We start from the raw sequence: 14,544 nt of genomic DNA on the forward strand, positions 1-14,544 counted from the left end.
CGCAAGCATATGCAACTAGCATATACTTGCGTCTATAAAAATTATACCCAGCGACCAACAATTGGATAACGCCAAGGCTCATCAGATAAAGCCTTCACAATACCGATAATTGGTGCAATAAAATACATAATGCCAAATACAATCAAGAACGGTATACCAATGATTAGGAAGCTGAAAATACCCGAAATTGTAAGTAACACTATCATCACAACTTGGAACAATAAAGCTTGCACAGAAATACTCTTAACCTCTTCATCCGAACCAATTAAGAAAAATATAATTGGTACTAACCATGGCGCAAAAAACGCACTTGCGTGTATGATTACCTTAGACCATTTAGTTTCCATTTATATCAACCCTTCCATTTAATTTTTTTATTTTATGTACTACTATTTACGGACTTATTCCTTAAATAGTTTCAAATATAAATTGGATTTATAAATTATTTTTGAAAGGCATGTGATACTCGATGGAATTTAATAACAAACTTGCAAATGAATACGAAAAAGGTATTCGTCGCACGCTACCTAGCTATGATGCATTGCTACGTTTAACACAAACCTTTTACCAATGTGCGTTACATGAAAAAGCTGAATTTTTAGTAGTTGGCTCCGGAAGCGGTAATGAAATTTTACAGCTCGCTGAGGAAAGACCTCATTGGTCATTTGTTGGCATAGATCCATCGGAAGCGATGCTACAAATAGCTGGTGAACGTTTAAAATCCATACCTAATAATATTTCTTTATATCAAGGAACTATACTAGATACTCAGCTACCTGCAGTGAAGTTTGATGCAGCAAGCTGTGTATTAGTGCTTCATTTTATACAAGATGATCAAGAGAAGCTTGCAACATTAAAAGAAATAGCGAATAATTTAAAGCCTGGTGCCCCATTTGTCCTCGTCTCAAAATACGGGCAACCCGGTTCCTTAGAAACTGAGCTACAATTTGATTTATGGCGTGCTTATTGGCTACAGCATACAAAGCTATCACCATCAGACGTAGCAGAAATGGAGAAATCCATACGTTCTCTTTCATTTATGCGTGAAGAGGACATTTTATCACTATTACAGCAGGCAGGCTTTACAAAACCATCTAGATTCTTTGCTACTACTTTGTTTGGTGGTTGGATATGTTTTAAAGAACATATCTAGTGAAGATATATACACCTGTTAGGATAGGATGAACAGAATTGAGGTGAATGCTGTGATACGCACAATTGGAATTACAAAAGACCAAAAGCTTATAAAGGACTTTCCGCTTGAAGATATACACAAAAATGAATTTGAATGGTACTGGGTTGATTTTAATTGCCCGACCGATGAGGAAGAACTACTGTTAGATACATTTTTTCATTTTCATCCACTCGCTATAGAAGATTGTTTAATGCGTTTACAGCGGCCAAAGCTCGATTTTTATGATGATTTCCATTTCTTTGTTATCCAAAGAGTTAACGAAGAATTAACAGCTGAGGAAGTAAACATTTTTGTTTCTAATAAATTCATTGTCACATTTCATAAAAACATAGCTCCGGAAATAGATCGAGTACAAATGATGTTAGAAAAACAGCCAAAGAATTGGGAACGCGGCACAGTATATTTAACATACCAGGTAATCGATAAAATCGTTGATAGCTATTTCCCTCTTGTCTATAAGATTGAGGATCATTTAAATGCACTAGAAGATGAGCTTACCTATCAAAGTAACCCCCATGCTATGAAAGTCGTGTTTGAATTCCGTAGTGATTTGCTTGATCTACGACGCACCATTTTACCAATGCGTGATCTATTATATCGTATCCTTAACTCTTACCGATTTTCACTTAAGAAATCAGAACGAGCTTATTTCGGAGATATTTACGACCATCTGCTTAAACTCACCGAAATGATCGAATCCAACCGTGAGCTCACTGCTGATATGCGTGATAGCTATATGGCAATGAGCTCTAGTCGCATGAATGGCATCATGATGACCTTAACAATTGTTTCAACAATCTTCATTCCCCTAACATTCATTGCCGGTGTTTATGGAATGAATTTTGACTATATGCCAGAGCTACACGGAAAATATAGCTACTTTATTGTACTCGCAATTATGATTCTTATCGTTTTATTTATGTTGGGAGTCTTTAAACTTAAAGGATGGTTCGGTTTATTTAAACCTTAATAGTGATGTTGCTATAGCGATTCCTTTGGGACCAACGTCACAGATGATGTGGAAATTGAAGCCTAGCTCGTGGAAAAGCGTCCACTCGGTTTGGAAATCAGCTTATATTCATTCTTTTGTCGACAAGCTGAAGGCACCTTAGAGATTTTTCTAAGGTGCCTTTTTACTGTTAGTAAGGACCGCGATCATCAATTTTATGTTCGCCTTGCTGTGGAAATAAAAAGTATGCGAGAACCCCAGATACTAATGTTGCACAGATAGTAATTAATAGTTGATCTAATTCTGGTACTTCAGCATAGTAGTTTCGTAACATATAAACCGATCCAATTGCTACAATTACCATAACCGGAATAACAAATTTGAAACGTTTCTTCTCCATGTAATACCTCCTCAAAACTATTGTTACGTTCAATCTAAACAGTTCGTATTTTACAGGTTTCCAATTTCAAATTCAATTTACCTATTACCTTTTTAATAGTCTATTTCATGACTTTTAATCGACAATCCTCTATAATGCCTATAAAAAAATAAAGAAATAAACTAAAATTTTAACCAAATTTACTACAAAAAATAGTAGAATAGACTAAATACCATATTTTTCGCAAATTAACAAACCAAGCAATTCGATTTTTTATATCTTACTATGCATTTATAAAGAATGGAGCAAACAACAATGAGTTGGTTTACAAAAAAGAACGATTCTAGCTACTCAATTACATTAGCACCTGAAAATTATAAGAACAACGTACAATTGGATGTATCAAACCATCCAAAACTTCAAAAACAGTTGCAACTTTTAGATTTAACAATTGAGGATTTAGCCATCATTAAACAACTACAGCCTTTAGCTAAGGATTTAGTCCCTGAAATGGTGGATCAATTTTATGCAGCCATTAGTTTGAGCCAAGATTTGTTAGATATTATAAACAGAACGTCACAAATCGATCGTTTAAAAGTTACTTTACATAAGCATTTGAGTGATATTTTCGAAAGTCATATTAATGACTCTTATATTGATGAACGGAAGGCAATCGCCGAAGTCCATGTTCGAATTGGTCTTCAATCGAAGTGGTATATCGCCTCATTCCAGTCATTAACAACGACATTTACACGCTTTACAAATGAGTTAGATATATCGAAACATGATGCAATACGCGCTATCAATGCCTTTTGCAAAATCATTAACTTCGAGCAGCAGCTTGTAATCGAAGCCTATGAAAAAGAAGAAGAACGCATTCGTGCAGCAGCTGATGACACAAAACATGCACTTGTTACTACCATTCAAAAAACGGCAGAGGAACTCAATGAGATTAGTGAAGAAACAGCCGCTTCTTTATTAGTCATTTCTTCTCAAACAGATGATATCGCAGTAGCTACTAAACAAGGCTTAACTTTCGTTGCTGATACACAGGAAAAATCCAGACGTGGACAGCAGCAGCTACAAGATCAAAATGATTTAATACAGGTTATTTTGCAAAGCGTAAACAGTCTCGAAGTGACGATGAACCAGTTACGCACATCTTCTCAAAAAATATCAGAGATTGTAGGGCTGGTTACAGGAATTGCTGATCAAACTAACTTATTAGCATTGAATGCTTCTATCGAGGCAGCCCGTGCAGGGGAGCATGGTAAAGGCTTTGCAGTAGTTGCGGAGGAAGTTCGTAAACTTGCAGAAGAAACAAAAAATGCGGTACAAAATGTTTCTCATCTTATTAAAGAAACAGAAAGTAATATTACAACAATGTCGAATTCAGTTATTAACGTTGATCAAAAGATTCAACATAGCGTAGATACACAAAACAGTTTATCTAAATCATTTAATGATATCGCCGATGCTGTTTCCGGAATTCAACAGCAGTATGTAAATACATCAAGAGATATTTCAGCAATCTCTAACTTGATTACTGAATTGTCACAAGGGGCTACACTAGTTTCCTCTTCTTCCGATTCACTAATTAATGTGGTAAATGAGTTAAAAATGTAAGCACGAAAAAGGGAAACTGACAGTATACGTCAATTTCCCTTTTCATTTTTAATGCGGTAATGCACGTTTTTGTTTACGATGTTCTCTTCTTGCAGGGCCGGTTTCAAACAGACGTTTTTCAGCATCTGTTTCAGGATAAATTGCTGGAACTGGCTTAGGGTTACCGTCATCATCTACTGCAACCATCGTTACAAAGGACTCAGTCGTTAATTTTTCCTCACGAGTTTCAATATTTCTCGAAATAACTCGAACATAAACTTCCATTGAAGAACGTCCCGTTGACGAAACAATACTTTCAATTTCTAAAATATCTCCTACATGTGCTGCCGATAAAAAATCAACCGAATCAATAGAGGCTGTAACTACATGCCCTTTTGCATGCTTCATTGCTGTAATAGCGGCAATTTCATCAATATAAGCTAACACTCTTCCACCAAAAATGGAGTTGTGATTATTTGTATCTGGCGGTAATACGAGACGCGTTTGAACAGTACGTGACTGGCCCATCGGTATTGCGTTGTTTGTCATAGTTCTTGCAACTTCCCTTCATGAATGTTCTTTCGTCATCGTATCGCAGAAAAAGAGCTGATGCAAATTAGAACGATTTTTTCATTGTAATAAATTTCATATCTGTCATTTCCTCGATTGCCCACTTAATACCTTCGCGTCCGTAGCCACTCATTTTTACGCCACCGTATGGCATATTATCAACCCTGAATGTCGGAATATCATTAATAATAACAGCACCTGCCTGTATTTCATCCGCTGCACGTAATGCATCTTGTAACACATTCGTATAAATTCCAGCATTTAAGCCAAGTTCCGACTCATTCACTAGTCGAATAGCGTCGTCTAATGTTTCATATGAAACAATTGAGACGATTGGCGCGAATGTTTCCTGACAAACAATTTTCATATCCGCTGTCACATTCGTCATAACAGTTGGCGTTAAAGTACGTTCCGTAAATATTCCTCCTGTTGCAACTACCGCACCTTGTGACTTTGCTTCCTCAATCCATTGACGAATACGTTCAACTTCTTTTGGATTAATCATTGCACTAACATCCGTATTTGTATCTAGTGGATCACCTACCACTAATTTCTCTGTCTCAGCTACAAACGCCTTTGTAAATTCATCAATAATAGATGAGTGTACATAAATACGTTGTAAGGAGATACAAACTTGCCCAGCAAAATTAAAGGCACCACCGACACAACGTGAAATAATTTTATCAATTGGTGTCGATGGCTCGACAATTACTGCTGCATTGGAACCAAGTTCTAAAGTGACTTTACGCAAGCCTACTTTTTCTTTAATGCCCAATCCAACCTTACCGCTTCCCGTGAATGTTACCTTTTTCACAAGCGGGTGGGTCACAAGTGTATCACTTAGCTCCCCACCGCTACCTGTAATAATTTGAAGCACACCTTTAGGTAGCCCCGCTTGCTGGAAAATTTCCGCCATCACGATCGAACTTAATGGTGTTTGCGTCGCTGGCTTTAAGACTACTGTATTTCCTACTGCAAAAGCAGGACCTAATTTATGTGCCACTAAATTAAATGGAAAATTAAATGGTGCAATGGCTGAAATTACACCTAGAGGTTCTCGTTTTGTCCAGCCAATACGATCCCCTGCCCCGGGTGCAGCATCCATCGGTACCATTTCACCCTTTGCTTGCTTAGCACCCTCCGCAGCAAATTGATAGGTTGCTATTGTGCGTTCTATTTCAGTTAAACCTGCTGATATTGGCTTACTCGCCTCTAAGGCCAAAATTTCAGCTAATTCCTCTTTACGCTGGCGCATGATGTCGACCACTTTATATAATATTTCGGCACGTTCGTAGGCTGTTGTCTTTTTAAACGTTTGGAATGCCTCCTGTGCACCTTCTATTGCTTGCTCAACGTCAGAAATTGACGCCTTAGCTACCTTTGCAATAACCTCACCACTATAGGGTGATTTCAACTCATATGTTGCCTTTGCGTTCTGCCACTGGCCATTAATCCAAAGCTTTGTTTCCTTCATCCTTCAAATGCACCTCCAAAAATCAAGTTCTTCTTTATTTTATCACGAAGAGCTTGATGCTACAGCTGCTGCACTAACTGCCGCGAACATCGCCGCTTGCTGTGCTTGAATCAATAATTCAATAGATGACATGATCGTCATCGATAAGGATTGTTGCACCTGCACCATATCATAAATTGTAATTTGTAGGGCCATAAATAACACAAATTCACGATGCCATTTTAAAAGTTTCATACCCTTTAGCTCATCATATAAATCAACAATCTGTTGAAGCTGTACTTGATTCACTTCAAGGATTGCTAAAAAGCCAAGTAATGGATAGTGCATCGTCTTAACCTTTACATCCTGATTTTTTAATGTATCACGGATTGTCACAACATTTGGCACTAGCTTATTATCGTATTGAGGTGATAAGAAAGTCAGTACTTGCGATAGCCATTGAAGCTCATTACCCGCATTAAAATTATACGTACGTAATTCTTTATAATAACGATGCATTGTTTCCGCACGTAGCTCAACATCATCAGATGGGCTACTTAACAATACTGCATAAGGAATATCATCGTATGACGTTAAAAACTTATGATGTTTACGTATTGCATCAAATAATGCACGTGCTGCCTGTGCATGTGCACGTTTCTCACTTTCCTCTTCCGTTAAAAACTGTGCACCAATAAAACTAAAATTCCCACTTCTAAATTTTGCTTCCTTCATTATGTCAACGTTGTTCAGTAAATTTTTTACTGCTTGTTCTGTATCCTCTTGCTCCATCAAATTTGCAGCAATACTATAACCTACCGTTGTTCTTAACGGAGATGTCCATGACGTTTGCTTTTTCATTTCTTGTAATACTTCTTTATATTTAACGGAATCAAAAAGTTTTCCAGATGCCACATATTTGCTAGCAATGGCTAACACAATTTTACGATCTACCATCCGCCCAACAGCCTTCGAGACATCCTCCACCGTATTTGTAAACTGATTTTCAATCATTACAAAGTCCATGTTTAACACGCTCCTTTTCCATATTTACGTAATAAAACAAAAAAAGGATTCATCCATTTTGGCTCATCACCATAACGGGGAGTGATTTCCATTCCGTCTAGCGTAGTGCTAACGAAGCGGCAGCAGCGTGTTTTGTCTGTGCGAAAGCGTAGCGGCAGCAGATGTTTTTTGTGCGAAAGCCTTGTATCAAACAGCAATATAGCTAAACTTCGCAAAAATTAACATAGAAAAACAGCGGCAATGTTTTTTGCCGCTGTCCATAAAAGCTTTAAATTAACCCTAATTCCTTTAGCTCCTCTGTTGAAAAGGCTCTCGATCTTGTTAAGAATCGTTTACCTTCAACGCCTTCAAGTGAAAACATACCACCTCTACCATCGACAACGTCCAAGATTATTTGTGTATGCTTCCAATAGTCATATTGATTTTTATGCATATAGAAGGGAGCACCACCAATCTCTCCTAGGCGAACATCTTGATCACCTAATAGTAAGTCGCCCTCTGGATAACACATCGGCGAAGAGCCGTCGCAGCATCCACCTGATTGATGAAATATTACGGGTCCATGCTTTTCTTTCAATAATTCGATTAGTGCTAGCGCTTCTTCTGTTGCTATAACACGCTCAACCACGCTCATGCACCTCCCTATTGATTAGAAGAAACCAAGTTTGTTTTCGCTGTAGCTAACTAATAGGTTTTTCGTTTGTTGATAGTGAGCTAACATCATCTTATGGTTTTCACGACCAACACCCGACATTTTATAGCCACCGAACGCTGCATGTGCAGGATAAGCATGGTAGCAGTTTGTCCAAACACGTCCTGCTTGAATACCACGACCGAAGCGATAAGCTGTATTCATATCACGTGTCCATACACCTGCACCAAGACCGTATAATGTGTCATTCGCAATTTCTAACGCTTCTTCTTTTGTTTTGAATGTTGTTACAGCAACAACTGGCCCGAAAATTTCTTCCTGGAAAACACGCATTTTATTGTGTCCTTTGAAGACAGTTGGCTTAATGTAGTAACCATTTTCAAAGCCTGATCCTACATTATTTTTCTCTCCTCCAATTAGACATTCGGCACCTTCTTGCTTACCAATATCTAAATAAGAAAGGATTTTTTCCATTTGCTCACTTGAAGCTTGCGCACCCATCATCGTATTCGGATCAAGTGGATTCCCAACTTTAATCGCTTCAACACGCTGTAGGGCACGCTCCATAAATTTATCGTAAATAGATTCTTGAATTAATGCACGAGAAGGACATGTACATACTTCACCTTGGTTTAATGCGAATAATACAAAGCCCTCAACTGCTTTATCTAAAAAGGCATCATCTTCGTCCATAATATCCTCAAAGAAAATGTTTGGCGATTTGCCGCCCAATTCTAATGTAACTGGAATAAGGTTTTGTGAAGCATATTGCATAATTAAGCGACCTGTCGTTGTCTCACCAGTAAAGGCAATTTTACCGATGCGTGGATTCGATGCTAGCGGCTTCCCTGCCTCTAAGCCAAAGCCATTGACAACATTTAGTACACCTGCTGGCAATAAATCTTCTATTAATTCAACGAGCACCATAATCGAAGTTGGTGTTTGCTCTGCAGGTTTTAACACTACACAGTTTCCAGCTGCAAGTGCAGGTGCTAACTTCCAAACAGCCATTAATAACGGGAAGTTCCAAGGGATAATTTGACCTACTACCCCAATTGGCTCATGGAAATGATACGCGACAGTATCATTATCGATTTGGCTTACTGCGCCTTCTTGAGCACGTAAAGCTCCTGCAAAATAACGGAAATGATCAACTGCAAGAGGGATATCTGCATTTAATGTCTCACGTACCGCTTTTCCGTTATCCCATGTTTCGGCAACGGCTAACTTTTCTAAGTTTTGTTCTATGCGGTCCGCAATTTTAAGTAAAATGTTTGCGCGCTCTGTTGCGGATGTTTTTCCCCATACATCTTTTGCGGCATGCGCTGCATCAAGTGCAAGTTCAATATCCTCAGCAGTAGAACGAGCTACTTGTGTAAAAACTTGTCCAGTAACAGGTGTAACATTGTCAAAGTATTGTCCTTTCACTGGAGATGTCCATTCCCCACCAATGTAATTATCATATTTCTCTTTGAATTGAACTACCGACCCTTCAGTGTTTGGAAATGCATAAACCATCTTACTTCTCCCCTTTACACAAAATAATGAGAAAATATTCTACAAATATCGTCATTTTATATCGAAATAACAATATTTTTATAGATACCCTCTTACACAATATATTGTCAGAAACGAAAAATAATTTCAACTTTTTAAAATTTTTTTAGATTAATACTAAAATCTGTTCATGATTAAGAAAGTAGGTTGCTATGAACGCACATGAAACGAAGTATGAGCGACGAGGAGGCACACGAAAATTGTTTTCCTGGAGTGAGTTATATTTGCTAGAAAAGCTTCTAGGATTCACGGTGTGACCAACTATAATGTATACTAAACAATAATATAAATGTATAGGAGAACAGTATGCGCATTAATAAATATTTGAGTGAAACAGGCATCGTATCTCGTCGCGGTGCGGATAAATGGGTAGAGGAAGGTAAAGTAACAATTAATGGTGAACTTGCTACAGTCGGCAGTCAAGTTGAGGCTGGTGATAGGGTTTGTGTTGATGGAAAAGAGGTAAAAAAAGAAGAACAGCTCGTATATATTGCCTTAAACAAACCAGTAGGAATTACAAGCACAACTGAACGTCATATAAAAGGAAATGTCGTTGATTTTGTCAATCACCCTCTTCGCATTTTTCATATTGGACGACTAGATAAAGAGTCAGAAGGGCTATTATTACTGACAAATGACGGTGACATCGTCAATAAAATTTTACGAGCGGAAAATCATCATGAAAAAGAATATATCGTGCAAGTTGATAAACCTATTACAGAGCAATTCATCAAAAAAATGGGAGCTGGTGTAGATATTTTAGATACTACAACCCTACCTTGTTATGTTGAAAAAATATCTGATAAAGTCTTTAAAATCGTTTTAGAGCAAGGTTTAAATCGTCAAATACGTCGTATGTGTTCGGCACTTGGCTACTCCGTTAAGCGTCTACAACGCATTCGTATTATGAATATTAAGCTTGGCAATTTAAAGGTTGGTCAGTGGCGCGATTTAACAGATAAAGAACGCACAGAACTATTCAGACTACTTAAATACACACCAAAATAAAGCACTTTAAGGAGATAGAACTATGCTGTCAATTCGAAGTACTGAGCAGTTAACTGGCGCACGTATTAGCGGGGATTTTTGGGATTTAGATGAGCTTATTAATGCTATTTACAAAATAACTGGTGATGAAAACAAGTATTATGATTATCAAGGAGCGCGCCTTCGCATTCTTAGTGTTTGTTATAATCTACGTCAAGCTGCCAAGGGGGAGCAACAGCTTGAGTTTGTTAGCAACGGCCTCAATAAAAGTGTTCTGACACAGCATGAACTAATTTTCCCAAACAAAAATGTTTATTTCGCAGCAGAGGTTCTTTGGCCTGAGCTGATTTTTACTGCTATCGCATTAAATGATTTCATTCGCCTACATCAAGAGCTAATTGATTCTTCTGATTGGAATATTGATGTTGCCGTCATTCGTAAATTCCAGGCAGCGGTTGCTGATTGCTTAGAGCAGGAGCTTAATGAGGAAGGATACTTAGTATTTTTAAGAATGCTACACACTAAAAGTCCATTAACATTCCGTTATGCAACACAGTATGTAGATGTTTTGAACTTAGAGTATATTCAACTAAGTTTGGAGGAACGTAAAGCTCATTTAGCAGCATTTGCTCTCCGATTAATGTTAGAAGACGATGAATATGTAATGCTAAAATCACAACTCATGGAAGCGGCAATTACTACAAAAAAATCGTTACATGAAATTGAAATTAAAGCTAATTATCCTGAAACTATTTTGTGGTAAATAGAAAGTGCCGTCTCAACTAGTTTTGAGACGGTTATTTTTCTTCTAATCAATTATGCCTTGGCATAATTGCGTCCGGATTCGGCTTTGTACTTGCATAAAGCCGAATCCGTGACATCCGCCGGAGGCTAACTTATTTCAGCCTGTTGAAATAAGTTAAATTTTCTTGTAAGCCATTTTTCTAATAACTTCCTCGTGCTGTGGATAGTCAGTTAAAAGCTCATCCTGTGTAAATAATTCGCAGTCTTCAAAATCAAAGCCTGGTGCAACCATACAGCCCACTAAACTAAATGTATCTGCATCCTCTACAGATGAGCCAAATATAGTATTTTTCGGTACTGCTATTTGTGGTACTTCTCCTGCCTCAACATTTAATCCTAGCTTCTTCGCCTCATATGTACCATCTGGGAAAATCATATGGACTGTTAGCGGACTGCCAGCATGATAATACCAAAGCTCGTCCGATTTCAAACGATGCAAATGCGATATATCCTGTGAACGAAGTAAGAAATAAATACTCGTATAAATTGGCCTCTGTACATCTCTTACAGTCATATCCTCAGCTGCTCTAAATGAGGATATATAATACCCTCCCTCTGGATGCTCTGCTAAATTTAATTTTTCAATAAAATATTGTGCTGAATACTTCATAAAACATCACTCCTTTCGTCCACATTACCAAATAATAAACGACGAATGCTACTGCTATTTCGTCACTTTGATAAGTGTATCCGTCGTTTTGCCCTTTTTATCCGCCGCTTTAACTGATCTATCCGTCGTTCTAGCCTTTCTATCCGTCGCTTTGACTTCTTTCCGTCACTTTGATCATTCCTTCCGTCGTTTTGGCCTTGCTTTCCGTCACCTTGACTGTTCGATCCGTCGTTCTAGTCTTTCTTTCCTTCACTTTAACAGATCTATACGTCTGTTCACTCCCTACGCTCATATAAAAAAAGGCGCCTCGAAAATTGAGACGCCTTCTCCTTCTATAAACCACCTAAATAAGCTGCCTTTACTTGTTCACTCTCTTGAAGCTCTTTTGCTGTACCTGATAATACTATACGCCCCGTTTCAAGTACGTACGCACGATTCGCTACTGATAAGGCCATATTAGCATTTTGCTCAACAAGCAATACGGTTGTACCCTCTTTGTTGACTTGCTCAATAATATTAAAAATATTTTTTACCATGAGTGGTGCAAGTCCCATTGAAGGTTCATCCATTAATAACAATTTCGGTTTTGCCATTAATGCTCGCCCCATCGCTAGCATCTGTTGCTCACCACCAGATAATGTACCTGATTGCTGTTTACGACGCTCCAAAAGACGTGGGAATAATTCATACACATGATCCAGATCTTTTTTGATACCAGCTTTATCGCTACGGAGATATGCTCCAAGCTCTAAGTTTTCTTCAACAGACATATTGGCAAAAACACGACGTCCCTCTGGAACATGTGAAATGCCTGATTTTACAATTGTCTGTGCAGCCTTCCCTGCGATAGAGAAGCCTTCATATTCAATGATTCCACCCTTTGATTTTAATAAACCTGACAATGTTTTTAACAATGTACTTTTACCAGCACCATTTGCACCGATTAACGTTACAATTTCACCCTCATTTACTTCTAAAGAGAGGCCCTTTAATGCTTGAATATTACCGTAAAATACATCTATATTTTGTACTTTTAGCATTAGCTGATAACCTCCTCGCCAAGGTAAGCTTCAATTACCTTTGGATTGTTGCGAATTTCTTCTGGTGTCCCATCAGCGATTAATTGACCGTGATCGAGCACGTATATACGTTCACAAATCCCCATAACTAAGCTCATATCATGCTCAATTAGAAGAATTGTTAAGTCAAATTCTTTACGAATCAACGCTATTAATTCCATTAAATCATGCGTTTCCTTCGGGTTCATCCCTGCTGCTGGCTCATCTAATAAAAGCAGCTTAGGATTCGCAGCTAGGGCACGAGCAATTTCTAGTCGGCGTTGCATCCCATAAGGTAAATTTTTCGCAAGCTCATCCTTATAAACATCTAAGCCAAAGATTTTTAGGAAATCAATAGATTGATGCTCCATTTCTGCCTCACCTTTAAAATGATTCGGCAAGCGGAAAATGGAAGACCACATGGAATGCTTTGCAAGCGAATGGTTCGCTACCTTAACATTATCTAGAACAGATAGCTCTTTAAATAAACGAATATTTTGGAACGTACGGCTAATACCTTTTTGTGTTACTTGATATGGCGCAAGCCCGTTCAACTTTGTACCGTCAAATATAATCGTACCTTCAGTTGGCTTATACACTCCCGTAAGCATGTTAAAACTTGTTGTTTTACCAGCTCCATTAGGCCCTATAAGACCTACTAGTTCTCCTTGATTCAGGTACATATTAACGCCCTGTACCGCCTTTAAACCACCGAATTGAATGCCCATATTTTCAACATTGATAAGAAGGTTTCCAGTCATTATTTTGTACCTCCTTTTTTACCAAACTTAAATAAATCCGTAACTTCTTTTGTTCCCATCAAGCCTGTTGGACGGTACAGCATTACGACTATTAATACTAAACTGTAAATAATCATACGTGTTTCTGGGAAGTTTGCTAGGTAAGCTGAGATTACAGTTAAGAAAATCGCAGCAATAATGGATCCTGAAAGACTTCCTAAACCACCAAGAACTACATAGATTAAAATATCAAATGATTTTAAGAAACCAAAAGTTGTCGGTTGAATAATGTAAAAATTATGTGCAAAGATGGCACCTGCAAGACCAGCAAAGAAGGAACCAATTGCGAACGCTACAACTTTATAGTAGGTTGTGTTAATACCCATCGCATCTGCCGCAATTTCGTCCTCACGAATCGAAATACATGCGCGTCCATGACGAGAATTCGTAAAGTTCGAGATTACTAAAATTGTTAGAACAACACCTATAAATGCATAAGTCCAATTAGATAAATATTCAACCTGCATCCCTGCTGCGCCACCAACATAATCCGTATTTAAAAAGATAATACGTATAATTTCCGCAAAACCAAGCGTTGCAATTGCTAAATAGTCACCCTTTAATCGTAACGTCGGGATACCTACAATTAAACCGGCTACTGCTGCTGCCAGTGCCCCTAAGAAAATAGCTAATGGGAACGGAAGCATTAGCTTAGTTGTAATAATTGCTGAAATATATGCCCCAACTGCTAGGAAACCGGCATGCCCAATCGAGAACTGACCAGTAATCCCAATGACGATGTGCAAGCTGACCGCAAGCATGATGTTAATACACATTGTAATCAACATATTTTGATAGTAAATATCGAGAATGTTCGTTGAAATAAGCACCTGAATAACTGCATAGATGACTAGCGCTAATACGGCATAGCCCCAGAAAACTTTAGACTTTCTCATAAT

General features: G+C 38.1%; 16 protein-coding genes. 5 read left to right on the top strand and 11 right to left on the bottom strand.

From position 1 onward, the window contains the following. Positions 1–41: 41 nt before the first annotated feature. Entirely contained in the window at positions 42–347 is a 306-nt protein-coding gene (locus ACQKOF_RS06040; protein ID WP_427554577.1) for a DUF4870 domain-containing protein, read from the bottom strand. Positions 348–469: 122 nt separating this feature from the next. Between ACQKOF_RS06040 and ACQKOF_RS06045 the strand changes: the two genes are divergently transcribed. Both ACQKOF_RS06045 and corA read left to right on the top strand, forming a co-directional pair. Next, entirely contained in the window at positions 470–1,153 is a 684-nt protein-coding gene (locus ACQKOF_RS06045; RefSeq protein WP_427554579.1) for a class I SAM-dependent methyltransferase, read from the top strand. 52 nt (positions 1,154–1,205) lie between these two features. Continuing rightward, the gene (corA, locus tag ACQKOF_RS06050; RefSeq protein ID WP_427554581.1) at positions 1,206–2,165 is read left to right on the top strand and encodes a magnesium/cobalt transporter CorA; all 960 of its coding nucleotides are present in this window, start codon (positions 1,206–1,208) and stop codon (positions 2,163–2,165) included. A 169-nt stretch (positions 2,166–2,334) separates the two neighbouring features. Here corA and ACQKOF_RS06055 read toward each other — a convergent pair whose 3' ends face one another. Beyond that, positions 2,335–2,544: a hypothetical protein gene (locus tag ACQKOF_RS06055; protein WP_427554583.1), complete on the bottom strand. Its 210-nt coding sequence runs from the start codon at positions 2,542–2,544 to the stop codon at positions 2,335–2,337. Positions 2,545–2,838: 294 nt separating this feature from the next. Here ACQKOF_RS06055 and ACQKOF_RS06060 point away from each other — a divergent pair, with 294 nt between their 5' ends. Continuing rightward, positions 2,839–4,149 carry a protoglobin domain-containing protein gene (locus ACQKOF_RS06060; RefSeq protein WP_427554585.1) on the top strand — a complete coding sequence of 437 codons (1,311 nt, stop codon included), beginning with the start codon at positions 2,839–2,841 and terminating at the stop codon, positions 4,147–4,149. 48 nt (positions 4,150–4,197) lie between these two features. Here the strand turns inward: ACQKOF_RS06060 and ACQKOF_RS06065 are convergent, their stop codons facing one another. The 5 genes from ACQKOF_RS06065 to adh all read right to left on the bottom strand — a co-directional run bounded on the left by ACQKOF_RS06065 (position 4,198) and on the right by adh (position 9,347). After that, the gene (locus ACQKOF_RS06065) at positions 4,198–4,677 is read right to left on the bottom strand and encodes an acyl-CoA thioesterase (RefSeq protein WP_427554587.1); all 480 of its coding nucleotides are present in this window, start codon (positions 4,675–4,677) and stop codon (positions 4,198–4,200) included. A 67-nt stretch (positions 4,678–4,744) separates the two neighbouring features. After that, complete coding sequence (locus tag ACQKOF_RS06070; RefSeq protein WP_427554589.1) at positions 4,745–6,172, bottom strand: aldehyde dehydrogenase family protein; 1,428 nt, start codon at positions 6,170–6,172, stop codon at positions 4,745–4,747. Between the two features lie 42 nt (positions 6,173–6,214). After that, positions 6,215–7,177 carry a DUF4003 family protein gene (locus ACQKOF_RS06075; RefSeq protein ID WP_427554591.1) on the bottom strand — a complete coding sequence of 321 codons (963 nt, stop codon included), beginning with the start codon at positions 7,175–7,177 and terminating at the stop codon, positions 6,215–6,217. Between the two features lie 268 nt (positions 7,178–7,445). Then, a complete protein-coding gene (locus ACQKOF_RS06080) occupies positions 7,446–7,805 on the bottom strand; it encodes a DUF779 domain-containing protein (RefSeq protein ID WP_370043911.1) in 360 nt (119 codons plus the stop codon). A 21-nt stretch (positions 7,806–7,826) separates the two neighbouring features. After that, the gene (gene adh, locus ACQKOF_RS06085) at positions 7,827–9,347 is read right to left on the bottom strand and encodes an aldehyde dehydrogenase (RefSeq protein ID WP_427554593.1); all 1,521 of its coding nucleotides are present in this window, start codon (positions 9,345–9,347) and stop codon (positions 7,827–7,829) included. A gap of 345 nt (positions 9,348–9,692) precedes the next feature. On the opposite strand from adh, the gene rluF reads away from it, so the two are divergent. Further along, positions 9,693–10,394, top strand: coding sequence for a 23S rRNA pseudouridine(2604) synthase RluF (gene rluF / locus ACQKOF_RS06090; RefSeq protein ID WP_427554595.1), 702 nt, complete (start codon positions 9,693–9,695; stop codon positions 10,392–10,394). A gap of 22 nt (positions 10,395–10,416) precedes the next feature. Next, positions 10,417–11,136, top strand: a complete 720-nt coding sequence (locus ACQKOF_RS06095) for a DUF6904 family protein (protein WP_427554597.1) — start codon at positions 10,417–10,419, stop codon at positions 11,134–11,136. Positions 11,137–11,292: 156 nt separating this feature from the next. Here ACQKOF_RS06095 and ACQKOF_RS06100 read toward each other — a convergent pair whose 3' ends face one another. The 4 genes from ACQKOF_RS06100 to ACQKOF_RS06115 all read right to left on the bottom strand — a co-directional run bounded on the left by ACQKOF_RS06100 (position 11,293) and on the right by ACQKOF_RS06115 (position 14,541). Then, positions 11,293–11,787, bottom strand: a complete 495-nt coding sequence (locus ACQKOF_RS06100; protein WP_427554599.1) for a cupin domain-containing protein — start codon at positions 11,785–11,787, stop codon at positions 11,293–11,295. Positions 11,788–12,119: 332 nt separating this feature from the next. Further along, positions 12,120–12,827, bottom strand: coding sequence for an ABC transporter ATP-binding protein (locus tag ACQKOF_RS06105; protein WP_427554601.1), 708 nt, complete (start codon positions 12,825–12,827; stop codon positions 12,120–12,122). Continuing rightward, positions 12,827–13,606, bottom strand: coding sequence for an ABC transporter ATP-binding protein (locus tag ACQKOF_RS06110; protein ID WP_427554603.1), 780 nt, complete (start codon positions 13,604–13,606; stop codon positions 12,827–12,829). The genes ACQKOF_RS06105 and ACQKOF_RS06110 overlap by 1 nt, the downstream gene beginning before the upstream one ends. Beyond that, on the bottom strand, positions 13,606–14,541 hold the full coding sequence (locus tag ACQKOF_RS06115; protein ID WP_427554605.1) for a branched-chain amino acid ABC transporter permease: 936 nt from the start codon (positions 14,539–14,541) through the stop codon (positions 13,606–13,608). Before ACQKOF_RS06115 ends, ACQKOF_RS06110 begins: the two co-directional genes overlap by 1 nt. Positions 14,542–14,544: the final 3 nt, after the last annotated feature.

It is taken from the genome of Lysinibacillus sp. NPDC093190 (genome assembly GCF_050280425.1).
Taxonomy (GTDB): Bacteria; Bacillota; Bacilli; order Bacillales_A; family Planococcaceae; genus Lysinibacillus.

Coding starts and splice junctions, on each gene's coding strand:
- ACQKOF_RS06040 (WP_427554577.1), bottom strand. CDS start 347: ATGGAAACTAAATGGTCTAAGGTAATCATACACGCAAGTGCGTTTTTT.
- ACQKOF_RS06045 (WP_427554579.1), top strand. CDS start 470: ATGGAATTTAATAACAAACTTGCAAATGAATACGAAAAAGGTATTCGT.
- ACQKOF_RS06055 (WP_427554583.1), bottom strand. CDS start 2,544: ATGGAGAAGAAACGTTTCAAATTTGTTATTCCGGTTATGGTAATTGTA.
- ACQKOF_RS06060 (WP_427554585.1), top strand. CDS start 2,839: ATGAGTTGGTTTACAAAAAAGAACGATTCTAGCTACTCAATTACATTA.
- ACQKOF_RS06065 (WP_427554587.1), bottom strand. CDS start 4,677: ATGACAAACAACGCAATACCGATGGGCCAGTCACGTACTGTTCAAACG.
- ACQKOF_RS06070 (WP_427554589.1), bottom strand. CDS start 6,172: ATGAAGGAAACAAAGCTTTGGATTAATGGCCAGTGGCAGAACGCAAAG.
- ACQKOF_RS06075 (WP_427554591.1), bottom strand. CDS start 7,177: ATGGACTTTGTAATGATTGAAAATCAGTTTACAAATACGGTGGAGGAT.
- adh (WP_427554593.1), bottom strand. CDS start 9,347: ATGGTTTATGCATTTCCAAACACTGAAGGGTCGGTAGTTCAATTCAAA.
- rluF (WP_427554595.1), top strand. CDS start 9,693: ATGCGCATTAATAAATATTTGAGTGAAACAGGCATCGTATCTCGTCGC.
- ACQKOF_RS06095 (WP_427554597.1), top strand. CDS start 10,417: ATGCTGTCAATTCGAAGTACTGAGCAGTTAACTGGCGCACGTATTAGC.
- ACQKOF_RS06100 (WP_427554599.1), bottom strand. CDS start 11,787: ATGAAGTATTCAGCACAATATTTTATTGAAAAATTAAATTTAGCAGAG.
- ACQKOF_RS06105 (WP_427554601.1), bottom strand. CDS start 12,827: ATGCTAAAAGTACAAAATATAGATGTATTTTACGGTAATATTCAAGCA.
- ACQKOF_RS06110 (WP_427554603.1), bottom strand. CDS start 13,606: ATGACTGGAAACCTTCTTATCAATGTTGAAAATATGGGCATTCAATTC.
- ACQKOF_RS06115 (WP_427554605.1), bottom strand. CDS start 14,541: ATGAGAAAGTCTAAAGTTTTCTGGGGCTATGCCGTATTAGCGCTAGTC.